Genomic DNA, 23642 nt, shown 5'->3' with positions numbered 1-23642 from the left:
CCGCAGCGCCTGTGGATCAAACCTGCTGGATGGCCGACAGCAGCCAGCGGCCGCCGTCCGCGCGCACGAAAGTCCAGAGTTCCTGCACCTCCTCCGCGTGGCGGTCGTCGCCGGACACGACGCGGCCGGTGTTCTCATCCACCGTCCAGTCGCGGGCGCGCCAGCGCAGCAGGGCGGTGCAGTAAGTGCGGCCGTCCTCGTGCCAGCTTTCCACCACGTCGCCCTTCACCAGATGGACGTCGGCCACCAGATTGCGGACGCCCCGGCTCTGGTTCTCCGTCATCTCTTCGCCGTAGTAGGACAGCATCTCCGGCGTCAGGTGGCGGCGCAGGGCCGTCAGGTCGCCCTTGCTCCAGCTGTCCATGACGCCGGTCAGGATCTGCTCGAACGCCGAGAGGTCCTGGCCCTGCATCTGCACGCCGATGGCGGGTACCGGCGCGGGCGGCGGCACCGACGCGCCCCCCTGGGTGTAGCCGCCGCCGAAGGGCATGGCCTGGTAAGGCGCGTCCTGCGGCGGGTACATCTCATACGTCATGCCCGACGCCGGGGCCGTGCGCGGACCGCTGATGGCCATGCGCACCAGGCGGTAAATCAGGTAGGCGATGCCCAGCATGATCAGCAGACGCAGGAAGCCGCCGAAGGCCCCACCCGAGCCGCTGCCGTAATCGCCGCCCACGCCATAGCCGTGATGGCCAAACAGCGAGTTGTAGAGGCTGGCGCCCAGGAAGCCGCCCATCATGCCGGACAGGAAGGGATGGCGCTGGGTGAAGCTGGGCTGGGCGAATCCCGGCTGGGCGAACGGCTGCTGGAAGGCCGGGCGCGGCTGGTAAGCCGGCGCGGCGGGTGCTGCGGGCGCGGCCGCCGGGGGCGGGGTGATGCTGCGCTGGATGGGCTGGCCCGTCACCGAGGGGGTGGCGGGCGTGGTGTAGGTCCGGCTGCCGCGGCTGCCGGAACTGGAACTGCGGCCCGGGCGGGCGTCGGCAGCCAGGGGCGCCAAGGCCAGGGACACCGCCAGCACGGCGGCGACCGCACGCGAACCAAACCGACCGAACATTCTCTCTCCCCCTAAACAATGGGACCGATCTTTCGGTCCCACCCAAATGTGGCCACCCTAATGTGGGGCCCCTTTGCAAATTTGCGAGGGCCACTGCCGCATCGGCACGCCATACCGCTTTTCGGCGGCCCGCGACAGATGGGACCTTTGCCCGCAGGCCTTCCGCGTGTCTAGACTGCACCCAAGCCCGGGCCGGCACTGCGGGGAAGCATCGGACGCCGGGCAACAACGAAACCAGGGGTTATGGGGGTTACTACACATGCCTGCACCGAAGTGGAAGCTGGCGGCCCTGCTGGCCGGCACGGCCATGGTCTTGCTGACCACGCACATGGCCATCACCAGCACGCCCGCCAACGCCGGCGACAAGCCGGCAGTCGATCAGGCCAAGGGCGACGACAAGGCGTCAGCCGATAAAGACTGGACGCCCAAGCACTTCACCGCCGACCGCAGCGGCACCTTCAACGGCAAGCGCGTGGACTACCAGGTGCAGGCCGGCGAAACCCACCTGGTGAACGACAAGGAGGAGGACGCGGCCACTGTCTTCTCCACCGCCTACCTGAAGAAGGGCGTGAAGGACGCGACCCAGCGCCCGCTGATCTTCCTGTTCAATGGCGGACCCGGCTCCGCCAGCCTGTGGCTGCACATGGGCGCCTGGGGCCCGAAGCGCGTGGACGTGCCCAGCGACGCCACCAGCGCCGGCAGCCCGCCCTACCCCCTGAAGGACAACCCGCAGAGCCTGCTGGACGTGGCCGACCTGGTGTTCATCGATCCCGTGGGCACCGGCTACAGCCGCCTGCTGCCCAAGGGGGAGGAGAAGGACTATTACGGCGTGAAGCAGGACGCCCATTCCATCGCGCAGTTCATGCGCCGCTGGCTGACCGAGCACAAGCGCTGGAACTCCCCCGTCTTCATCGGCGGTGAGAGCTACGGCGGCATGCGCATCGGCGCGCTGCTCCCCGAATTGCTGGAAAATGGCGCGCCCGTGGGCCTGAACGGCCTGATCGTCATCTCCGGCGCCGTCGACTACGGCGCATTCGAGTTCAACCGCGGCAACGACCTGCCCTACCCTGCCTTCCTGCCCAGCTATGCCGCCATCGCCTGGTACCACAAGAAGATCGCCGACACCGCCATGGGGTTCGACGCCTTCATGAACCAGGTGCGCAAGTTCGCGGTGGAGGAATATCCGGTGGCCCTGCTGAAGGGAAACCGCATGACCCCGGCGGAGCGCAAGGGCATGATCGACAAGCTGGCGCGGTTCACCGGCCTGTCGCCCGCCTACCTGGACCACACCAACCTGCGCATCCGCGAGGTGCGCTTCGCCAAGGAACTGCTGCGCGACCAGGGCAAGATCACCGGCATCTACGACGGCCGTTATACCGGCCAGGAATATGATTCGGTGGGTGACCAGGTGGAAAGCGATCCGTCCAGCTACGGCATCGGCGCCGCCTTCGCCACCACGCTGCAGAGCTACCTGCTGAGCGACCTGAACATCAAGATGGACCGGGAGTACCGGACCAGCGGCGACGTGGGCAAGAACTGGGACTGGAAGACCTGGGGCGACGAGGGCGGCGGCTATGCCAACGTGGCGCCCTGGTACGGCGACGCCATGCGCCAGAACCCCAAGCTGAAGGTGTTCATGGCCGGCGGCTGGTACGACCTGTCCGTGCCCTTCTTCTCAAACGAGAACGCCATGAACGCCAACGGCGTGCCCACGGACCGGGTGACCTTCAGCTATTACGAGGCCGGGCACATGATGTACCTGAACCGTGCCGCCCTGGACAAACTGACCGACGACGTCCGCCACTTCGTGAAGGCGGCCGCCCCGGGGGCGAGCGAGTAGGACCGCGAGCCGGCGGGGCGGTCAGCGCCGCCCCGCCGGCTTTCTACACGCGGATTCTGGCATCACCCGCATCCTGGCGGTGCGCGTCTCAGGGCGCGGAGGCCGCACAGGTCCGGGCCGGCTCGGACGACAGCGCGGTCAGCAGCGGTCCGCGCGCACGATATGCCAGGACCTCCAGGATGACGGCATTGGTGCTGGCGGAAAGCACCGTCTCCGCCTTGCCGCTGGCCTCGTAGATCCCCTCCTGCCAGCCACGTGCGGTGGACAGCGGCGCCAGCCGGGCGACAAGGTCGTTCCAGCGCTCCGGCCAGAACGCCCATAATCCCAGCGCGGCCTTGGCCGAGACCAGCGCCAGGCTGGATGTTTCGGTTCCCTCCGGGGTCAGCACAGCCCAGGGACGGCCCGACGCGACCACCGTGCCATAGAGGAAATAGGGTGCTGTGGAGCGCAGGTAGTCATTGCGGGCGGTGGCCACCCCCTCCTGCAGCATCCGGGTGCGCTGCGCCAGCTCGACCGAGCGGGCGCGCTTCGCCATGTCGCCGGTGGCGGGCGCGGCCCAGCCGAACTCCAGCCCCTGCAGCACGGAATCGCCCGTCACCACCGGGGTGAACTCGTTGGCGTGGTCCGGTACCGCGCTGACGAACCCCACCCCGTCCACCTTCACGACCGGGTCGGACAGCCGGGGCGGCCGCGCGGGCATCCCCCACAGCCTGTAGCCGGCGGCGGCGTAATCCTCATAGCCGCGCCCGGCCTCACGGTAACGGGCCGGCGCAGGGCCGGCGGGCGCGCCGCCGGTCAGGCCGCCATCGGCGCCAATGGCGGCGCACAGGTCGAACCGGGCGACCACGGCGCGAGCCGCCGACGCCAGCGCGGGCTCCCGGTCCGCCAGGGCGCGCAGCCAGACAAGCAGCCGCCCCGTGTCCACCGCCGACCAGCCGGCGTTGCCGGGGTGATCCGCATCGATCGCGGCGACGCCGGTGGCGGCGTTGTACACCCGGTTGGGCAACCGCCCATAGGCCAGTTCCATGCGGCCGGCGAAGGCGAGGATCCGCGCCAGCCTCTCCTGGGCCGCAGCGGCCGGCAGCAGGCCGAGGTCGCGGGCGGCGATCAGGGCCGCGATGGTGTCCGCCATCTCCCAGGCCGTCGCCGTCGGGTACTGATCAACGGAGTTGACGAGGCCCGTCGCCGCATTGTCGTTTTCAGCGAAATAGCGCCAGGCGTTCCGCGCCCACGCCTTTTCTTCCGCCGTCAACGGCGCGGGTGGAGTGGGCGTCCCCGCCCGCTCCGGCTGCCCGGTCGCGGCCCTGTAGGCGAGGCCGCAGCCCGACAGCGCCAGCAGGCCTACGGCGGAGGTCAGGATCGCGACGGCGCGGAAGATGCGGCGGCTCACCATGCTTGGCTCCAGGAGGCGGTGATGGCACCGTCGACGAAGCGCCCCTGGGCCGGGCCGGCGTCGCGTCCGGGCCAGCGGTTGCCGGAATAGTTGCCATAGCGCAGCGAGAACGTGCCGGGATAGCCCCAGCTCCAGCCAACGGCGTAGGTGAAGTCCGGGTCCCAAGGTTGCTGGTCGCGATGCTGGGGATAGGCGAACGCCTTCCACTCCACATAGATGCCGGCCACGACCGGATAATGGCAGCCCAGCGACAGGCTCTGCTTCCAGCTGCGGTTGGCGGCGCTGGCCTGGTCGTAGAAGCGTGGGCTGACATTGACGTCGACCGTGCAGTCGATGGCCAGGTCGGGGTCAAGCAGCATGGGCGTCGCCAGCGCCTCCGGCACGGGGAAACGCCAGCCGGCGCTCCAGGTGCCCTGGTTGAAGCGCGTGACGTTCTCACCCTTTTCCGCCGATGGGTCCAGGCGGTTGCTGGCATAGTTGAAATAGGTGAGGTGCAGCGAGAACGGCGCGCCGTTGTCGAAGCCGAAGCCGTAATCGAAGTCCGGATTCCACGGCGCCTGGCGGCTGCCCTGGACGTAGCGGTGGAAATCCGTCATGGCGAACCAGCCCGGCAGCGGTTCATAGCGGATGAGGGCGTCCACCGTCGGGCTGCCCGTCACGTGGGCTCCCTGCTGGCCGCTGCCCGTGGGTCCGCTCTGCTCCGACCGGGTCATGGGAACGGTGACGCCGGTGCCGAGGGTCAATCCTTCCAGCGGCGTGCGTTTCTCTCGGGAGAAGGGCAGATCGAAGGAGCTGGCAAGGCCCGCATCGATGTCGGACCAGGTCCACTCGACGGCACCAGCCATCGACGGCGCCAGAACCACGGCCACCGTCGTCCCCAGTCCAAGCCGGCATCGTTTACGTTCCGCACGATTTGTCATCGGATCGGTTCTCCAGTACACTTAATTGTACCTGCGGTACGGTCGGCGCGCTAGACGCCCCCCGCAAGAATACGTCGACCATCCCTCTCGATTTTCCAATCCATCCCGCGCCCATGATGTTGACGGCAAGAACCGTGCGGTATGACGATGAAATCGCATTCCATGGCTGAGTTGCGATTAACCATTCGGATAGGTTCGTCTGTCGATTGTCTATGATGAGAATCGTAATCATCTAGGCAAGGCCCCGCACACGCGATATCGTTACGTCCGTTCCACCGCGAGATGTCATATCCGATGGGATTTTACTTCGACCGATTCGAATCGCGCCGCCCGCCGCCGCCGATCCCCTATTCGGCCGCGCGGGAGTTCCTCTGGCAGGTCCTCGGCACTGCGAACTTGGTGGTGGGCCTCTGGTATTTGCATTGGCGCTGGACCCAGTCGCTGAATCCGGACGCGCTCTGGTTCGCCATTCCCTTGGCGGCGGCGGAGACCATGGCCTTCCTCGGCCTCGTCCTTTTCACCGTGAACTTGTGGCGGACCGAGGATCCGCCCCGGCCGCCCCCGCCCGCGCGTATCGCCGACTGCGTGGAGGAGACGGACGTGCCTGACCGCCCGGTGTCGGTTGACGTCTTCTTCGCCACCTATAATGAAGATCCGGAGCTGGTGCGCCTGGGCCTGCGGGAGGCGCGCGCCATGACCTACCCGCACCCGATCGACCTGGCGGTGCACGTCCTGGATGACGGACGGCGTCCGGAAATGCGCCGCGTGGCCGAGGAGGAAGGGTGCAACTACATCACGCGCACGAACAATATCGGCTTCAAGGCCGGCAACCTGCGTAACGCGATGGAGCAGACCAGCGGCGACTTCATCGTCATCTGCGATGCCGACACGCGGCCCTTCCCTACCATGATCGAGCATACGCTGGGATATTTCCGCGATCCCACCGTCGCCTGGGTGCAAACGCCGCACTGGTTTTATGACCTGCCGGAAGGGCGCCGCCTGCCCGTGGCCTGGGGCCGACGCCTCGGCGCCGCCGGGCGCTTCCTCGGCCGGTGTGTCGAGGCGGTGGCGGGGCCCATCCATGTCGGGCGCGACCCCTTCGTCAATGACAGCCAGATGTTCTTCGACGTGCTGCAACGGCGGCGCAACTGGGCCAACGCCTCTTTCTGCTGCGGGGCATCCTCCATCCACCGCCGCGATGCCGTGATGCAGGCGGCCCTGAAATCCTACACCCGGGAAGTGGCGCGCAACGTCGACGCCCGCGCCCGCGAGGCGCTGAAGCTGACCGGCGAGTCGACGCTGGACGCCGGCCTTGAGGCGGCGCTGGTCCAGGAGGCGGCGCTGGCGGAAGAGCTGACGCCTTACAAGTTCCATGTCTCGGAGGACATCTACACCTCCATCGTACTGCATTCGGACAGCGAGCGGCGGTGGCGGTCGGTGCTGCATCCCGAGGTCGAGACCCGCATGCTCAGCCCCCAGGACCTGTTGTCCTGGAGCATCCAGCGCTTCAAATACGCCGGTGGAAGCCTCGACATCCTGTTCCACGACAATCCGCTGCTGCGGGGTGAATTGACCATCTGGCAGAAGCTGATGTACGCGGCGACCTTCTATTCATACCTGGGCGCCTTGTGGAACGTGGTCTTCTTCGCGGCCCCCATCATCTACCTGACCACGGGTGTGGCCCCGGTCAGGACCTACAGCTTCGACTTCTTCAAGCACATCATCCCCTTCCTCATGCTGAATGAACTCGCCTTCATGATCGGCAGCTGGGGGGTGCCCGGCTACCAAGGCAAGCGTTCCTGGCTGAGCTTCTTCCCGATCAATCTGCGCGCCCTCTGGTCGGTCCTGCGCCACCAGCAGATCAAATTCCCGGTGACGCCCAAGGACCGGCAGGAGGGCAATTTCCTGCGCCTCGTGCGCTGGCAGTTGCTGGTCATGGTCCTGTCGGTCGCCGGCCTGGCCTATGCCGGGATTCGGCTCTGGCTGGGAGACTCGCCCTTTTCCTGGGGCGGGTTGCTGGCCAACGTCTTTTGGTGCGCCAACAACATCTTCGCCCTGTCGGGCATCGTCTCCGCCGCCTTCTGGTCGCCTGATGACGATGCGCCGGCGGACGCCGCCGCCGAAGGAGTGCCGGCATGACTTTCCGCGACGGGCTTATCGCCGGGCGCAGCCACATCGCCTTCCTGGTCGGATTGCTGCTCTCCACCGCGCTCATCGTCCGCATCGAGCAGTGGGAACGGGACCCGACGCATCTCTACGCCGAGATTCCCTATAGTTCCCAGATCCCCGAACGCCAGCCGGCGCCGCTGACGGCGGAGGACAAGGCCGCCGCCACCATCGCCTGGACCTACCTGACGGCGCATACGCGGGCCGCGACCGGACTGGTCGATCCGGCCGCCGGCAACCGCGCGGCGACGCTGTGGAACGTGGGGTCGCAGATCCTGGGCACCCTGGCCGCCGAGCGCCTGGATCTCGTGACGGCCACCGACGCGGAAGCGCGGATCGACCGTGTCCTGGCAGCCCTGTCCCGGGTGCCCCTGTTCGACGGCGCCCTGCCCTCGCGCTTTCTCGACACGGAGACGCTACAGCCTGTAACCCATGACGGACGGCCCACCGAGCGGGAAGATCTGGGCTGGTCGGCCGTTGACCTGGGGCGGCTGCTGAACGCGCTCGACCTCTGGGGCCGGGCGCATCCCCGGCAAGCTCCCGCCATCGCCCACCTGCTGGCCGGCTGGCGCCTGGACGCGGCGGTGGCCGACAGGGCGCTGCGCGCCTCGATCATGAACGGCAGCGGCAAGCCGGAATTCCATCAGGAGGGCCGGCTCGGCTACGGTCAGTACGCCGCCAAAGGCTTTCAGCTCTTCGGTTTCGACCTGGCCCAGGCGACCGACCTGCGACCGACCCTGGGATGGGTTGAGGTTGACGGCGTGGAAGTGCCCGTCGACCGGCGGGCCATGGGGGCCGGCACGCGCACCCACACCCTGTCGGAACCCTGGATGTTCGACGGGCTGGAATACGGTTTCGATCGCACCTCGCGTGAGCTCGCATGGCGCACCTTCCTGGCGCAGGAGCGCCGGTTCGAGCATAGCGGCCAGCTCACCGGGGCCGGCGAAGGCCCGTTGGACCGCGCGCCCTGGTTCGCCCAGGCGACCGTGCAGGCCAATGGCAAACCCTGGCGCACCCTGGATGACGCCGACCGTGAGGCCGCGGCCCTGCGGACCGTCGCGACCAAGGCAGCGTTCGGCTGGGACGCCCTGTTCGCCACCGACTATGCCGCCCGGCTGCGCGCCGCCCTGACCGACCGCGCCGATGCCACCCAAGGCTGGTATGCCGGTTTCTACGAAGTCGACGGCACGACCAACAAGGTGCTGACCCTGGAAACCAACGCCCTGGTGCTGGAAGCAATGGCCGCCCGCCGGGACGGACCGCTGCGGCCCGCCGTGCTGTTCGGCCGACGGGCGGAAACATCATGAGCGAACTCCGCCGCATCCTTCTGGTCGAGGATGAGCCGACCACCCAGCAAATGCTGGGCATCGTACTGCGCGCGCTGGGCTACGATGTCGTGACGGTGGCCAATGGCGTGGCCGCGATGGACGTGCTGGCCGGCGGCGGCATCGACCTCGTCATCACCGACCGGCACATGCCGGAGATGGACGGCATCACCCTTTGCCGCGCCATCCGCGCCTCCTTCCCGGACCATTACCTCTACGTCATGATGCTGAGCGCCCAGATCGACGACAGCAGTGTGGTGCAAGGCCTGGAGGCGGGTGCCGATGATTTCCTCGTCAAGCCGCCAGATTTCGCGGAACTGCGGGCCCGGCTGAAGGCCGGCATCCGCATCATCGACCTGCAGCGCCAGCTGGAGCAGCGGAACCGCACGCTGGCCAGTGCCCACCAAAGCCTGGAAAAGGCCTATGAGCACATCCGCAAGGATCTGCAGGCCGCTGCCGACAGCCTGCGCCGGCAGTTGCCAAGGCCGGCGGAGTTGGATGGGCTGCGCTTCGATTGGCTGTTCGAACCATCCGACATGATAGGCGGCGATATCCTGGACGTGGTCCATCGCCCGGATTCACCCGTCACCGTCTTCTACCAGATCGACGTGGCGGGGCACGGCGTGCCCGCCGCCCTGTCGTCCTTCAACCTTCAATCCCTGCTGTCGGGCGCTGCCTTGCGCCAGTTGGCCGAGACCGGCGGGACCACCGGCTGGGCGACGCAGCCGGTGGCGGTGGTGGAGGAACTGAACCGGCGCGCCCAGCGCAGCGATGACGACGATTACTTCACCATGCTGTACGGCGTCATCGACCGGCGCACGGGCGAGGGCGTCCTGACCCTGGCCGGCCATCCGCCGCCCCTGGTCTGGCGCGCCGCCAGCCGGCGCCTGGAGACGCTGGGCGACAGCGGCTTTCCGGTGGGCATGCTGCCATCGGTCAACTATGAGGAACTGCCCTTCACGCTGGCGGCCGGCGACCGGCTGATCGTGCACTCGGATGGCCTCAGTGACTGTGTCGACGCCGAGGAACGGGCCTTCGGCGACGGGGAGCTGGCGCGCTGCCTGGCCGAGGCGGCGGCACTGCCGCTGGCCGACACCATCGCCATGGTCGGGCGCCGGTTCGCCGACTGGTGTGCCGACGCGCATTTCGATGATGTATCGTTGTTGATCCTGGAGAAGACGGCGGCCGAGGCCGCGGAGGGGCAAGATGATCGAGACTGAGCAGCGCGGCGGCGTGCTGATCACGCGGGTGACCGTCAGGCGGCTGGACGCCGTCATCACCCCCGCCTTCAAGGCGCGGATGGTGGACCTGATCCAGGGCGGGGCGGAGCGCATCGTGCTGGATCTGGCTGATGTCAGCTTCATGGATTCCAGCGGGCTCGGCAGCGTCGTGGGCTGCCTCAAGCTCATCGGCACGCGCGGCGACCTGGTGCTGGCCGGGATTCAGTCCCCTGTCCAGAGGCTTTTGCAGACCACCCGTTTGGATCGCGTCTTCAAGACCTTCCCCGACACGGACGCGGCCGTGGCCGCGCTCACCCCCGGCGGCGAGTAAGACCATCATGGCGATGCCCGTCCCCCATATCGTGCTGACCGTGGATGGCGGGCTGGAGCAGGTCGCCCTGATCGGGCGGGCGGTGCAGGCGGTCTGCGGCCTGACTGATCTCGACGCCGACGCGCTGGCCGCCATCGAACTGGGCATCGTCGAGGCGGTGACGAATATCGTCGAGCATGGTTATGGCGGTGATGCCGGCCCCATCGAGGCGGCCGTCACCCTGGCCGAAGGGGAGATCGTGATCGAGCTGAAGGATGACGGCCCGCCCCTGGACCCGGCGCGGCTGGCCGAGGCCCGCATCGACTTCGATCCCACTGACCTCGCCAACCTGCCGGAATCGGGCATGGGCCTCTCCTTGATCCAGTCCAGCTTCGACCGGGTCGTCTATGAGCGCGCCGGCGACCGCAACCGGCTCAGCCTCTTCAAGCGCATCGGGCCGTGACGGTGGCGGGCGGCCCGCACCGCCGCGCCGTGCTGGCGCTGGGCGTCGGCGGCCTGCTGGCGGCCGCACGCCCGGCGGAGGCCGCCGCCTGGTACGAGAACGATCCCGTCTCGTTGCGTGCCCGGGCGGAACGCAAGGGATTGCTGTTCGGCACGGCGGTGGGCCCCGCCCTGGATGAGGATCGCGACCTGCGTGCGGCGACCGTGGCCGACTGCACCATCATCGTCCCCGAGTATGAGTTGAAGTGGCCGGACGTGGCGCCGGAATCGGGGCTGTACGACCTGCGCGGCGCGGATCGGCGGTTCGCTTTCGCGCGCGATCATGGCATGGCGTTCCGCGGCCACGCGCTGCTTTGGCCCGAGCGCCTGCCCGCATGGCTGGCGCCGGGGCTTTCCCGCATCGCCGCCGAGGACCTGGTGGCCGGTCATATCGGAACCTTGGTCGGCCGCTATGCCCGGCGCGTGCATTCCTGGGACGTGGTCAATGAGCCGATCGACCTCGGCCCCACCGGCCGGAACGGGCTCAGGGTCTCGCCGCTTCTGGACGCGATCGGGCCGGGTTATATCGACTTCGCCTTCTGGAAGGCGCGTGAGATCGACCCGGCCGCCCGCCTGACCTTGAATGAGAACGGGCTGGAGCGTCGCGGCCCAGGCGGCGACGCCAAACGCGCCGCCATCCTGGCGCTGCTGCGCCGCCTGCTGGGCTCGCATGTGCCGGTCCACGCGCTGGGTGTGCAAATCCACGTCGGAACGGAGGGGCCGGAGGCGCTTGACGGGCCGGCATTGGAGCGGCTTTGCCATGAGGTCGCGCACCTCGGGCTGGAAGTGATGGTGACCGAACTGGATGTTTCCGACCAGTTCGCGCCGGCGGATACGGAGGCCCGCGACGCGGCGGTGGCGGCCACTTACCGCGCGGCACTCGAGGCCGTGCTGGCCGAGCCGGCGACCACGGTGGTCATGACCTGGGGCCTGTCGGACCGCCACAGCTGGCTGTCAGCGATGCGGCCGCGCCGGGATGGACTGCCCGTCCGCCCCCTGCCCTACGACACCGCGATGCGCCGCAAGGCCGCCTGGGGCGCCATCGCCGCCGCCATCGACGCCGCCCCGGCACGACATCCGCTGTTCCAGGCGCCGAAGGGCTAAGCGGGTCGGCCCGTTACGGCATCGGCACCGCCTTCGCCACCACGCTGCAGAGCTACCTGTTGAGCGACTTGAACAGCAAGATGGACCGGGAGTACCGACCAGCGGCGACGTGGGCAAGAACTGGGACTGGAAGACCTGGGGCGACGAGGGCGGCGGCTACGCCAACGTGGCGCCCTGGTACGGCGGCGCTATGCGCCGGAACCCCAAGCTGAAGGTATTCATGGCCGGCGGCTGGTACGAGGCCGGGCACATGATGTACCTGAACCGTGCCGCCCTGGACAAACTGACAGACGACGTCCGCCACTTCGTGAAGGCGGCCGCCCCGGGGGCGAGCGAGTAGGAGGGGGAGCCGGCGGGGCCGGCTTCAGGCGCATAGGGTGATCCGGATTGCGCCGCAGGAATCCGGACACCTCCTTGAGCGTGGCCGGCAGCGGCTCCGCCCCGGGATGCGAGCGATAGCTCCAGAACCGGTAACCCCGCCGCCACAGCGCTTCCACCTTCCGCCATTGGGCGACGTCAGTGCGTTTCGGCGCCTTGAATGAGCGCCCCATCAGGCATAGACCCCGCCGCATGCGGGACAAGATCGCCCACCCTCCCCCACGCCACCAAACAGCACGGGCAGTTTCCAGGAACGCCGGCAGGCGAAACAGGCGTGGGCGATCAGGTAGCGGTTGACGAAGGGCGCCGTCACATGGCTTCCGTTTTTCGGGATCATCATCAAAGCCACGGGTTCAGGATTGACACGCCCGTGCGGGCGTAATCCGTCACGTCGCGTGTCACCACCGTCAAATCATAGTGCAACCCCGTCGCGGCGATGATCAGATCAGGCTGCGTATAGGTATGCCGCGCTTGTCGACCTGATTCTACAAGCAGGCGCCACTTCAACATCACGTCTTCACTAATAGGCAGGACGCGGCCATCGAACATTGGCCGCAGCTTGTGCGTCAGCCAAGCCGTCAGCTCCGACCTTTTGCCGGCATCGGCTGCCTGCTCAATGCCAAAGCGAATCTCCGCCAGCGTCACGGTGCTGATAAAAAGAGTATCAAGTGGCTGGTCAGCCACGAAGGCAACGACCTTCCTGTCCGGCTTGGGCCGACGGAGTTCGGACAAGACATTGGTGTCGAGCAACCAGCCCGTCATAGAACGACATCACGCACTGGCATCACCATGCGCTCGACGTCAAACTCCACATCCGGATGTGGACACGCCTGGAGCACGTCCACCAAGGCCTGCCCGGAAAGGCTCCCCTTCAGCCGGCGGAACTCCTCCGCCGTAATAACTACCACCTCGTCGCGACCGTGCACCGTGACATGCTGTGGGCCATCGCTTTTGACCCGACGCACCAGCTCACTGAAACGCGCCTTGGCATCCTGTAAAGGCCAGCGATCATCAAGCTTTGGCGCCCCACGTGTTTCTCGCGTCATGTCCACCTCGGAAAACTGGTCGGTCTGACTATTATATCAAGATGGACAGAACCAAGCCAGTCACGGCTCCATCAACTCCAGCGCGCGGCTGAAGTCGAAGCCGCGCACCGATTGGATGAAGTCGTCGGCGCGGGGGGCCGGCAGGGCGGTGCGCAGCAGATGCAGGTTGCTTTCGGCCAGTTCCTCGGCTTCGGGGTCGTTGTCGGCCAGGAGGTCGCGCAGACGTGCCAACAGGGCCGCAGCCTTGGCCGGGTCGGCATCCGGCGAAGCCGTCAGGGCCGGGGCCGGCGCGTCCTGGGCCAGCCAGCGCTCGATCCCGGCCGCCACATCCTCCAGCAGCGGGGTCAGGATGGACACCGTCCGTTCCGGCGCGGCACCGCTGCGCAAGGCGGCCTCCACCGCCGCCGCCGCGCGCTGCACCTCGCCTGCGCCGATGGTGCCGGCGACACCCTTCAGGGTGTGGGCCAGCCGCTCCGCCGTGGCGGCGTCGCCGCTGCGCCAGCGGTCCAGGATGGCGGCGGGGGTAGCCCGCTGGTTGGCGGCGAACTTCTTCAGGATGTCGGCGTACAGCGCCCGCTTGCCGCGCACCCGCCGCAGCCCCTCCTCCGCGTCGATGCCGGGGATGTCGATGGCGCGCTCCGGCACCGGCTCAGCTGGCTTCCCCATGACAAGCGGCAGGGGGACAAGCGGCAGGGGGCGCGGCCCCGCCGCCTCGGTCCTGCCCTGCCCCCAACGCGCCAGGACGGCGAACAGCTGGTCGGGATCGATGGGCTTGGAAACATAATCGTTCATGCCCGCGGCCAGGCAGCGCTCCCGGTCCGAGGCCATGGCGTTGGCGGTCATGGCGATGATGGGCAGCGCCGTCTCGCCCATCTCCCGGATGCGGCGCGAGGCCGTGAGGCCATCCATGACCGGCATCTGCACATCCATCAGCACGGCGTCATAGCGCCGCGCCGCGATCCTCTCCAGCGCGATGGCGCCGTTCTCCGCCAGGTCGACGCCGACGCCCACGTCGGTCAGCAGCTCGATCGCCACCTGCTGGTTGAAGTCGTTATCCTCCACCAGCAGGACGGACAGTCCCTGCAAGGCTTCGAAGTCGGCGGGCAGGTCGCCGGCCCTGGCCTTGGGCTCCGCCGTCTCGGTGCCGGCGATGGCGCGGATCACGGCGTCGAACAGGACGGAGGAGTTCACCGGCTTGATCAGCACGTCCTCGATGCCGCTCTGCTCCGCCGCGCGGCGCACATCCTCGCGGCTGTAGGCCGTCACCATGATCAGGTGCGGCGGATGGGCAAGGCCCAGCGCGCCGATGCCCCGCGCCGTCTCCATGCCGTCCAGATCCGGCATCTGCCAGTCCAGGAAAGCCACGTCATATGGCGCACCGGCGGCGGCGGCCTCCTTGATGGCGGCGATGGCGGCGCGACCGTCCCCCGCCCCGTCGACGCGGAAGGACATGGAGGTCAGCATGGCCGACATCACCCGGCGGGCGTTGCGGCTGTCGTCCACCACCAGCACGCGGCGGCCGCGCAGGTCGGGCCGGGGCAGCAGCGGCTGGCTGGTGAGCACCCGCCCCAGCTTGGCCGTGAACCAGAAGCAGGACCCCTTGCCATAATCGCTATCGACACCGACGGCGCCGCCCATCAGCTCCGCCAAGCGCTTGGAGATGGCCAGGCCCAGGCCCGTGCCGCCGAAGCGACGGGTGGTGGTGGTGTCCGCCTGCTCGAAACTGCGGAACAGCCGGGCCTGTTGTTCCGCCGTCATGCCGATGCCGGTGTCCGCCACCTGGAACAGCAGGGTCACCGAGGCCTCATCCTCCTCGATGGCGCGGATGTTGATGGAGATGCGGCCCGTCTCGGTGAATTTGACGGCGTTGCCGGCGAAGTTGATGAGGATCTGCGCCAGGCGCAGCGGGTCGCCCATGAGGTTGCCGGGCACCGCCGCGTCCACGTCGAAGACGAACTCCAGCCCCTTGGCCGCCGCCCGCTCCGACACCAGGTTGGCGACACCGTCCAGCACCTCATCCAGCCGGATCTCCACCTGCTCGATGGTCAGCTTGCCGGCGTCGATCTTCGAGAAATCCAGGATGTCGTTGATGATGCCCAGCAGGTGCTGGCTGGAGCGCTGGATCTTGGTCAGATAATCGCGCTGGCGGGGGGTAAGCTCGGTCTTCAGCGCCAGGTGGCTCATGCCGATGATGGCGTTCATCGGCGTGCGGATCTCGTGGCTCATGTTGGCCAGGAAGTCCGCCTTGGCCTGGGACGCCGCCTCGGCGGTATGGCGGGCCGCGTCCAGTTCCACCGCACGGGTGCGGGTCATGGCGACGATGCGGCTCAGTAGTGCCACACCGGTGCCCACGCCCGCGTACAGTCCCTGATCGGTGATCAGGAAGCCTTCCGTCAGCGCCTTGGGATGGTCGCTGGCGATCATGGCGCTGACGTCATCCAGCGGCGTATCGACATCCACGCACAGGTAGGGCCGGCCCAGCATGAAGGCCACCGGCCGGCGGCGGTAGAGTTCGGACTTGATCTGATGGGCGAAGGTGGACAACAGGAATTCGCGGGCGATAAGCCCCAGCACCCCGCCCAAGTCGTCCACAACCGCAACGCAGGGCAGCAGCGGCGCGCCCAGGAAGATCTGCACGACATCGCCGCAGGGCGTGCGCTCGCTGATGCCCTGGGCGGGCTGCAGGATGTCGCGCGCGCGATAAACCACCGGCACCGCCGCCGCTGCCTCATCCGTCGCCATCCTATCCGCGCCCGCAGTGTCCATGTGCAGCCCCTGCGTTAAGCCGGGCCTCCCCGATCCCTTTTTCACTCGTGCTCTTTCACCGGCCCTCGGCCGCCATCGCCAGATAGTCGCGCTTCCCGTCCAGGAATCCGTCCTGGTCGGCGAAGCGCTCGGCGATGGCCCGGAATTCGTCCTCGATTTCCAGGAACGCCTTGACGATATCGGGATCGAAATGACTGCCCGAACCGTCGGCGATGATGGCCGCCGCCTGCTCGTGCGGCATGGCGTCCTTGTAGACGCGGCGGCTGATCAGGGCGTCGTAGACGTCGGCGACGGCCATCAGCCGGGCGGAGATGGGGATCGCGTCACCCGAGAGCCCTTCGGGATAGCCGCTGCCATCCCACTTCTCATGGTGGGAATAGACGATTTCCTTGATGCAGGTCAGGAACTCGACCGGAGCGCCCAGCGCATCCTCCGCCGCCTCGATGGCGTCGCGGCCCAGCGTGGTGTGCCGCTTCATGATCTCGAATTCCTCGGGCACGTACCGGCCCGGCTTCAGCAGGATGCGGTCGGGGATGCCGACCTTGCCGATGTCGTGCAGCGGCGCCGACTTGAACAGGGTGTCGATGCGGCTGTCGGTGATGTAGCCGGCGAAGTGGGGATGGTGGCGCAGCCGGATGGCCAGGGCACGGACGTAGAACTGGGTCCGGCGGATGTGATTGCCCGTTTCGGTGTCGCGGGTTTCCGCCAATGAGGCCAGGGTCATGACGGTCACGTCCTGGATGGCCATGACCTCCCGCGTGCGCCGGGCCACCTCGGCCTCCAGGAAGTCGGCCTTGTCGCGCAGCAGGTCGGCGATGGCCTTCAGCCGCAGATGGGCGCTCACGCGGGCCAGAACGATGGGCGGGCTGATGGGTTTGGTGATGTAGTCGACGGCGCCCAGGGCCAGGCCCCGCTCCTCATCCGCCACCTCGTTGCGGGCGGTCAGGAAGATAACGGGGATGTCGCGCGTGGCCGAATTGGCCTTCAGCCGGCGGCAGACCTCATACCCATCCATGCCGGGCATGATGATGTCCAGCAGGATCAGGTCCAGGCTGGGGTGGGCGGCGGTCACGGCCAGGGCCCGCTCACCGGAATTGGCCACACGGACGTGGTAATCGTCCTTCAGCAGGCCGCTCATGATCTTGAGGTTGTCAGGCGTGTCATCGACGACCAGTATTTGCGGCCGCGTCTTCTCCGCAATCACGGGACTATTGTCTTCCCACATCGGCCGTCGCCCACTCGAGAGGTGCCCCCGCTGGCGCCCCCACCTGAGGGGAGCCTGGGATTTTTCCTGTCACAGCGGGCTCTTGGGCGCACGGCCGCCCCGCTATCCAGCTTTCGGGACGCCGTAGGAAACGCCGTCGGGCGCCCGGCACCCGCGTGACATCTCTCTTTTGTATAGGCCGTATATTTCTTTTAGATGACGGTTTGCAAAAGATTACACTTTAATTATGAAGAAGATCGGTCGCTTTTTATTCAATTGCTCAGCGCGCCGGCGCGTCATAGGGGGCCAATATTAGGCCGCCCTTTCATGCCATCGCCCGCTGCGGCCGGGTGACGACAAAGGCCAAAGCCAGCGCCGCCACCAGCAGCACGGCGGCCAGCATGAAGGGCGATCCCTGGGGCAGCATGGCGAAGGGGCCGACGCTGTCCGCCAGTACGCTGGTGAACAGCAGGGGGCCGATCATGCCGGTGATGCCGCGGATGCTGACCAGGGTGCCTTGCAACAGCCCCTGTTCCGTCGCCGCCACCTGGGCCGACATCATGCTTTGGGCCGAGGGGCCGACCATGCCCCACAGCGCCACCAGGGGAATGCCGCAGAGGAGGCCCGCGCCCACGGGGGAGGCGCCGAAGGTGGTGAAGCCGGCGGCACCCGCCACCAGGCCCACCATCATGGTACGCCGCGCGCCCAGGCGCTTGACCACCCGGCCGACCAGGCCGCCCTGCACCACCGTGCTGCATACGCCCACCCCTGCCAGGGTCAGGCCCACGGACTCCGGCCCCCAGCCGTAGCGGTCGTTGACGTAGATGACGAAGGTGTTGTTCAGCACCTCATGCGCCAGATAGTAGAGCCAGACGATGCCCCCCAGGCCCAGCAGGCCGGGCGCGCCGCGCAGCAGGGCGAAGGCGCCCAACGGGTTGGCCCGCCGCCAGGAGAAGGCGCCGCGCCGGTCGGCCGGCAGCGATTCCGGCAGCACGAACAGGCCGTAGCAGGCGTTCAGCAGGCTCAAGCCCCCCGCCACCCAAAACGGCAGGCGCGGCTCGATCCCGCCCAGCAAGCCGCCCGCCGCCGGGCCGACGATGAAGCCCAGGCCGAAGGCGGCGCCCAGCATGCCGAAGGCGCCGGCGCGCTTTTCCGCCGGGGTCACGTCGGCGATGTAGGCCGAGGCGGTGGTGAAGCTGGCGGCGGTGATGCCGGAGACGATGCGGCCCACGACCAGCCAGCCGAGGCTGGGCGCCACGGCCATCAGCAAATAGTCCACCCCCAGGCCGAAGCAGGAGACCAGCAGGATGGGCCGCCGGCCGAACCGGTCGGACAGCGCGCCGATGAGGGGGGAGAACAGGAACTGCATGGCGGCGAACAGGGTGCCGAACAGGCCCACCATATGCGCCGCCTGGGCATTGTCGCCACCAACGAAGCCCTTCACCAGATCAGGCAGGACCGGGATGACGATGCCCAGAGCCAGGACGTCCAGCAGTGCCGTCACGAAAACGAAGGCCAGCGCGGCACGGCGCGGCGTGGGGGATGCGGTCATGGTCAGGCCCGGAACTGGAACCCCGGCGTTGCGGGCGCCGGGATGAGTTGGTCGTTCTTTGCAGGGTCTACCCTTAATCCTTTTGCCCGGCGGCGGGGAGTCCCGAAAACGCCGCCGGTCATTCTGTCCAATCCGTCCCCCCTGTCTAACCCGCCCGCATGTTGACGCGCTGGCCTTGGCCGGCTCGCTGCCGGTATGGTGCCTGCCGGTCACGAGCTCAGGTTAACGAGGACGAACGATGCGTGAAGTCAGCTGCGTTCTGGACGCCCAGGCCCAGTTGGGCGAATGCCCGCGTTGGGACCCGAACGGAGGGGACGCCGGGGGCGGCGTGCTGTACTGGGTGGACATCCCCGCCAAGACGCTGCACCGCTTCGACCCCGCCACCGGCCAGGACGTGCAGCGCGGCTTCACCCAGCCGGCCGCCTGCCTCGCCCGCCATGGCGCCCACGGCTTCGCCCTGGGCATGAAGGACGGCTTTGCCCTGCTGTCGGATTTCAGCGCCGAGCCCGCACCCCTGGGCACCCAGGTGGAGGAGGCGCGGCCCGACAACCGCTTCAACGACGGCCGCTGCGACCGGCTGGGGCGCTTCTGGTCCGGCACCCTGGACGGCACCAAGCAGCACCGCAACGGCACCCTCTACCGCCTGGACGTGGACGGCCAAGTGACGGACGTCGCCACCGGCTTCCTCACCAGCAACGGCATCGCCTTCTCGCCCGACGACCGCACCTTCTACCTGTCGGACACGCCCAACCACGTCATTTACGCCTACGATTTCGACCTGGCGTCGGGCCGTATCGCCAACCAGCGCGTCTTCCACCAGTTCCCGCACGGCCTGGGCCGACCCGACGGCGCCTCGGTGGATGCGGAGGGCTGCTACTGGACGGCGCTGTACGACGGCGGCCGGGTGGTGCGCCTGTCGCCCCAGGGGGACATCCTGGAACAGGTGGCCATCCCCGCCCGCCTGTGCACCATGATCGCCTTCGGCGGCCCCGACCTGAAGACCGCCTACGTCACCACCGCCCGCCAGAAGCTGGATGAGGCCGAACTGGCCCGCCACCCGCAGTCGGGCGGCATCTTCAGCTTCCGCGTCGACGTGCCGGGCCTGCCGGAGCACACGTACGGGGGATGACGCCCGGCACCGTCGATCGCACCCCGCCGATCGCTCCCCCTAGAATGACCGACCGCCCAGGCGATTTATAAAGTCCTGATCAGGGTGCGTGTCCGCGTCCGCCGACACGGCGTGGGACGGGCCCTCATGCTTGCCCGCCAGGCGATCGATGAACAGCCGGGCCGGATCGTCCAGGGGCTGGGCCAAGGACGGGGTGACGATGGCCTGCGCGACAGGTTCCTGTTTCCCCGCCAGCGACGCGATGAAGGCTTTTGCCGGATCCGGGTCCGTCGCAGCAAGCGCCGAACCGGACATGACGCTAAACAGAACCCCAGACAAAACCAAGGCTGTGACCGGCGCACGCAACTTCCCATGGATCGAGGCGACCATCATCTGTCTCATCTGCTGAAACCAGCCCGCCCCGTCACGGGGCGGGAGCAGCATCAAGCTGCCTCATTAAGATGAGTGTCTAGTGACGAATAAACAATATCATCACTAGATACTTTCGCAGATAGCCGCCATGCTTCCGTGGCGGCCATCCGTGAAAACGGGCGCCCGCCTCGATCGCTTGAAGGCGTCGGTGAAGGAAGATCCTAAATAGGAATTTCAGGATGGATGGTCGGCCTCGGGACACTCGCCCTGTCACAGGCGCACCCCCACGGCGAGACGGGCCCGTCGGCGCGTCCGACCTCAGTCGTCCCCTGCGGCATGCTCCGTCGCTGGCCGCAGCGGGTGGCTATGGTGGCCACTCACCTCGGCGCCGGCATCCGGGTCCAGGCGGATGAAGAAGAGGAACGAAGCCAGGCCGATCACCATCACGGTCAGGAAGGCCACCATGAAGTCGTGCGGCACCAACTGGGCGCCGCCATGCAGGGCCAGGGTGGTGTGCAGCAGCAGCGCGCCGGTGGCGACCCCCATGCCCAGCGACACCTGCTGCACCATGGACGACAGGCTGGTGGCCGCACTCATGCGGGCTGCCGGCACGTCGGCGAAGGCCAGGGTGTTCAGGCCGGTGAACTGCAGGGACCGGAAGAAGCCCCCCACCAGCAACACCAGCAGGATCAGCGGCACCGGCGTGTCCGGCCGGAACAGGCCAATGGCACCAGTCAGCAGGGCCGACAGCACGCTGTTGATCACCAGCGCCTGGCGGAAGCCGTAGCGGCGCAGGATGGGGCCGGCGGTCATCTTCATCACCAGGGCGCCGGCGGCGGTGGCAAAGGTCAGCAGGCCGGAGACGAAGGCTGTCATGCCGAAGCCCACCTGCAGCATCAGCGGCAGCAGGAAGGGGATGGCGCCCATGCAGATGCGGAACAGGGAACCGCCCAGCACGCTGATGCGGAAGGTGGCGGTCTTGAGCAGGTCCAGGTCCACCAGCGGGTGGGGATGGCGGCGCGAGTGGCGCACGGCGACGATGCCCACCAGCACGCCGAGGGCCAGCAGCGACGGCGCCACGCGCCAGTCCACGCCGTCGCGGCCGATGGACTCGAACCCGGCCATCAAGGCGGCCAGGGCCACGCCGGAATTCACGAAGCCCCAGCCGTCCAGCTTGGCCACCGCCTCCTCCCGATGATCGGCGATATAGCGCCAGGAGAGGTAGAGACCCAGCAGGCCGATGGGGATATTGATGAAGAAGATCCAGCGCCAGGACAGGTAGGTGGTCAGCAGGCCGCCGATGGGCGGGCCGATCAGCGGGCCCACCATGGCGGGCGTGGTCAGATAGTTCATGGCCCGGACCAGCTGGTCCTTGGGCACCGTGCGCAGCAGCACCAGGCGGCCCACCGGCACCATCATGGCGCCGCCCACGCCCTGTAGCAGCCGGGCCAGGGCCAATTGCGGCAGTGACTGGCTGAGCCCGCAGGCGATGGAGCCCAGGGTGAACAGCACGATGGCAGCACGGAAGACGCGGCTGGAGCCGAAGCGGTCGGCCACCCAGCCGCTGATGGGGATGAAGACCGCCAGGCTGAGGATGTAGGCGGTGATGGCCAGGCTGAGATGGATGGGGCTGACGCCCAGGCTCTCCCCCATGGCCGGCAAGGCCGTGGCGAGGACGGTGGCGTCCAGGTTCTCCATGAACAGGGCGCACGATATGATGAGGGCGACGAGCATCGTCGTCACAGTGCCTTTCATCCGGGGGCGGCAGGAAATCGCTACCTGCCGTTTGAGAATCTGGGCAAAGCCTGGCCCCTGACAAGTGCCGCCCGGGCATGGCTGACCGTCATGCCTGCACATCTGTTCGGCACGCGTAAAAATTCGGCGACCGACGGAATAAGGCTTCGGTCGAATGCGTCAACCGAGCGGTCCCACACCGACCAATGGCTCGACCACGGGAGGAATCCAGAGATGCTGAAACAGATCATCCCAGCCACCCTGCTGACCGTCGGCATCGCCCTTTCGGTGCCCGCCTCCGCGCAAGGTCCAGCGGGCGCCACGGTAGCGGAAACCGCCAAGGGCAAGACCCTAGTGGATGCCAAGGGCATGACCCTCTACACCTTCGACCATGACATGAGCGGGCAGTCCAACTGCATCGCCGCGTGCGCCAAGAACTGGCCGGCCCTGCCGGCTACCGCCGACGCCGGGGCCAAGGGCGACTGGACCATCATCACCCGCGACGACGGGTCCAAGCAGTGGGCCTACAAGGGCAAGCCGCTCTACACCTTCGTGAAGGACGGGAAGCCGGGTGACATCACCGGCGACGGCCTGGCGAACGGTGCCTGGCACGTGGCGACACCGTAAGGCGCGCGGGAAGGATATGCGGGGGCGGCGGGGTGTCAGGCCCCCGCCGCCACCTCCTGCACGAAATCCAGGAAGGCCCGCACCTTGGCCGGTGGCAGGTGGCGGCTGGGATGGTAGGCGTAGAGGGGATAGCGCTCCTCCGCCCAGTCGGGCAGCACCTGCACCAGTTGGCCGGACGCCAGCCAGGGGCCCAGGCCCAGCTCGAAGCTCTGGAACACCCCCTGCCCTGCGACGCAGGCCGCGACGGCCACGGACGGGTCGTCCATCACCACCCGGCCGGCCACCGCCACCGTCACCCGCTCCATCCCGCGGTGAAACTCCCACCCGAAGGGCAGGCCCGTCTGCGGGTTGCGGAACAGCACGCCCTCGTGCCCCTTCAGGTCCTGCGGCGTTACCGGCGTTCCCCGCCGCGCCAGATAATCCGGCGAGGCGCAGGTCAGCACCCGCGTCTCCAGCAGCTTGCGCGCGATCAGGGAGGCCACGTCCGGCGGGCCGAAACGCACCGCCACGTCCACGCCGGCCATCATCTCCTCCCGGTGATTGCTGACAGTCATGTCCAGGACCAGGCCCGAATAGCGGGCCGTGAAGTCCGGCAGGCGGGGCGCCAGCACCATGCGGGCGAACCAGGGATCGACGGAGACGCGCAGGCGCCCGTCCACCGTGGCCGCCGCCCCGGCCGCGTCCAGCGCCGCCTCTTCCAGCCCGGCCAACAGGGGCGTCACCTGGGCGTGGAAGCGCCGCCCCTCCTCCGTCAGGGTCACGGCGCGGGGGCTGCGGTCGAACAGGCGCACCCCCACCCGCGCCTCCAGCCGGGCGACGGCGCGGCTGACGCCCGACGGCGTCAGGCCCAGCACCTCACCCGCGCGCACGAAGTTTCCCGCCTCCACCACGGCGGCCAGCACGCCGATTCCGGTCAACAGACGCGCGTCGAAGCCCATCGCCTTCCCTCCTTCCCACCGCCCAAGCCAAGGTGACTATAGATCATCCTTCAGCTGACAAGGATGCGCCTGATTCAAATCCCC

At 67.9% G+C, this 23642-nt stretch carries 21 protein-coding genes; 10 read left to right on the top strand and 11 right to left on the bottom strand.

The features are described from left to right. Positions 1-16 precede the first annotated feature (16 nt). Positions 17-1054, bottom strand: a complete 1038-nt coding sequence (locus tag P5F91_RS13350) for a Tim44 domain-containing protein (RefSeq protein WP_145609473.1) — start codon at positions 1052-1054, stop codon at positions 17-19. A 259-nt stretch (positions 1055-1313) separates the two neighbouring features. On the opposite strand from P5F91_RS13350, the gene P5F91_RS13345 reads away from it, so the two are divergent. After that, a complete protein-coding gene (locus P5F91_RS13345) occupies positions 1314-2894 on the top strand; it encodes a S10 family peptidase (RefSeq protein ID WP_277907387.1) in 1581 nt (526 codons plus the stop codon). A gap of 88 nt (positions 2895-2982) precedes the next feature. Here the strand turns inward: P5F91_RS13345 and P5F91_RS13340 are convergent, their stop codons facing one another. After that, positions 2983-4287, bottom strand: coding sequence for a DUF3131 domain-containing protein (locus tag P5F91_RS13340; protein WP_277907386.1), 1305 nt, complete (start codon positions 4285-4287; stop codon positions 2983-2985). Continuing rightward, positions 4281-5132, bottom strand: a complete 852-nt coding sequence (locus tag P5F91_RS13335; protein ID WP_186454610.1) for a hypothetical protein — start codon at positions 5130-5132, stop codon at positions 4281-4283. The genes P5F91_RS13340 and P5F91_RS13335 overlap by 7 nt, the downstream gene beginning before the upstream one ends. Before the next feature lie 369 nt (positions 5133-5501). Here P5F91_RS13335 and P5F91_RS13330 point away from each other — a divergent pair, with 369 nt between their 5' ends. The 7 genes from P5F91_RS13330 to P5F91_RS13300 all read left to right on the top strand — a co-directional run bounded on the left by P5F91_RS13330 (position 5502) and on the right by P5F91_RS13300 (position 12173). After that, entirely contained in the window at positions 5502-7346 is a 1845-nt protein-coding gene (locus P5F91_RS13330) for a glycosyltransferase family 2 protein (RefSeq protein ID WP_145609476.1), read from the top strand. Then, positions 7343-8680, top strand: a complete 1338-nt coding sequence (locus tag P5F91_RS13325) for a DUF3131 domain-containing protein (RefSeq protein ID WP_277907385.1) — start codon at positions 7343-7345, stop codon at positions 8678-8680. The genes P5F91_RS13330 and P5F91_RS13325 overlap by 4 nt, the downstream gene beginning before the upstream one ends. Beyond that, on the top strand, positions 8677-9918 hold the full coding sequence (locus P5F91_RS13320) for a PP2C family protein-serine/threonine phosphatase (protein WP_277907384.1): 1242 nt from the start codon (positions 8677-8679) through the stop codon (positions 9916-9918). Before P5F91_RS13325 ends, P5F91_RS13320 begins: the two co-directional genes overlap by 4 nt. Beyond that, entirely contained in the window at positions 9905-10249 is a 345-nt protein-coding gene (locus tag P5F91_RS13315; protein WP_145609479.1) for an STAS domain-containing protein, read from the top strand. Before P5F91_RS13320 ends, P5F91_RS13315 begins: the two co-directional genes overlap by 14 nt. 7 nt (positions 10250-10256) lie before the next feature. Then, on the top strand, positions 10257-10691 hold the full coding sequence (locus tag P5F91_RS13310; RefSeq protein WP_145609480.1) for an ATP-binding protein: 435 nt from the start codon (positions 10257-10259) through the stop codon (positions 10689-10691). Next, on the top strand, positions 10688-11833 hold the full coding sequence (locus tag P5F91_RS13305) for an endo-1,4-beta-xylanase (RefSeq protein WP_277907383.1): 1146 nt from the start codon (positions 10688-10690) through the stop codon (positions 11831-11833). Before P5F91_RS13310 ends, P5F91_RS13305 begins: the two co-directional genes overlap by 4 nt. Positions 11834-11942: 109 nt before the next feature. Continuing rightward, positions 11943-12173 carry a hypothetical protein gene (locus P5F91_RS13300; protein ID WP_277907382.1) on the top strand — a complete coding sequence of 77 codons (231 nt, stop codon included), beginning with the start codon at positions 11943-11945 and terminating at the stop codon, positions 12171-12173. A gap of 377 nt (positions 12174-12550) precedes the next feature. On the opposite strand, the gene P5F91_RS13295 is transcribed toward P5F91_RS13300, so the two are convergent. The 5 genes from P5F91_RS13295 to P5F91_RS13275 all read right to left on the bottom strand — a co-directional run bounded on the left by P5F91_RS13295 (position 12551) and on the right by P5F91_RS13275 (position 18779). After that, entirely contained in the window at positions 12551-12973 is a 423-nt protein-coding gene (locus tag P5F91_RS13295; protein ID WP_277907381.1) for a type II toxin-antitoxin system VapC family toxin, read from the bottom strand. Then, a complete protein-coding gene (locus tag P5F91_RS13290) occupies positions 12970-13257 on the bottom strand; it encodes a type II toxin-antitoxin system Phd/YefM family antitoxin (RefSeq protein ID WP_145609485.1) in 288 nt (95 codons plus the stop codon). The genes P5F91_RS13295 and P5F91_RS13290 overlap by 4 nt, the downstream gene beginning before the upstream one ends. A 60-nt stretch (positions 13258-13317) precedes the next feature. Then, positions 13318-16023 (bottom strand): response regulator, encoded by a 2706-nt coding sequence (locus P5F91_RS13285; RefSeq protein ID WP_277907380.1) that lies wholly within the window; start codon positions 16021-16023, stop codon positions 13318-13320. A gap of 55 nt (positions 16024-16078) precedes the next feature. Then, positions 16079-17248, bottom strand: coding sequence for a response regulator (locus P5F91_RS13280; protein ID WP_422394464.1), 1170 nt, complete (start codon positions 17246-17248; stop codon positions 16079-16081). A 304-nt stretch (positions 17249-17552) separates the two neighbouring features. After that, positions 17553-18779 (bottom strand): TCR/Tet family MFS transporter, encoded by a 1227-nt coding sequence (locus P5F91_RS13275; RefSeq protein ID WP_186454611.1) that lies wholly within the window; start codon positions 18777-18779, stop codon positions 17553-17555. Between the two features lie 238 nt (positions 18780-19017). Between P5F91_RS13275 and P5F91_RS13270 the strand changes: the two genes are divergently transcribed. Further along, entirely contained in the window at positions 19018-19908 is an 891-nt protein-coding gene (locus tag P5F91_RS13270) for an SMP-30/gluconolactonase/LRE family protein (RefSeq protein WP_277907379.1), read from the top strand. Positions 19909-19947: 39 nt separating this feature from the next. Here P5F91_RS13270 and P5F91_RS13265 read toward each other — a convergent pair whose 3' ends face one another. Further along, the gene (locus tag P5F91_RS13265) at positions 19948-20331 is read right to left on the bottom strand and encodes a hypothetical protein (RefSeq protein ID WP_145609489.1); all 384 of its coding nucleotides are present in this window, start codon (positions 20329-20331) and stop codon (positions 19948-19950) included. A 246-nt stretch (positions 20332-20577) separates the two neighbouring features. Further along, positions 20578-21993 carry a DHA2 family efflux MFS transporter permease subunit gene (locus P5F91_RS13260; protein ID WP_145609792.1) on the bottom strand — a complete coding sequence of 472 codons (1416 nt, stop codon included), beginning with the start codon at positions 21991-21993 and terminating at the stop codon, positions 20578-20580. 234 nt (positions 21994-22227) lie between these two features. Between P5F91_RS13260 and P5F91_RS13255 the strand changes: the two genes are divergently transcribed. Beyond that, complete coding sequence (locus P5F91_RS13255) at positions 22228-22620, top strand: COG4315 family predicted lipoprotein (RefSeq protein ID WP_277907378.1); 393 nt, start codon at positions 22228-22230, stop codon at positions 22618-22620. A gap of 35 nt (positions 22621-22655) precedes the next feature. On the opposite strand, the gene P5F91_RS13250 is transcribed toward P5F91_RS13255, so the two are convergent. After that, on the bottom strand, positions 22656-23558 hold the full coding sequence (locus P5F91_RS13250; protein ID WP_145609491.1) for a LysR family transcriptional regulator: 903 nt from the start codon (positions 23556-23558) through the stop codon (positions 22656-22658). Between the last annotated feature and the right edge of the window lie 84 nt (positions 23559-23642).

The organism is Nitrospirillum amazonense (assembly GCF_029594735.1).
Lineage (GTDB): Bacteria > Pseudomonadota > Alphaproteobacteria > Azospirillales > Azospirillaceae > Nitrospirillum > Nitrospirillum amazonense.
This window is presented reverse-complemented; position numbering and strand designations above follow the sequence as displayed.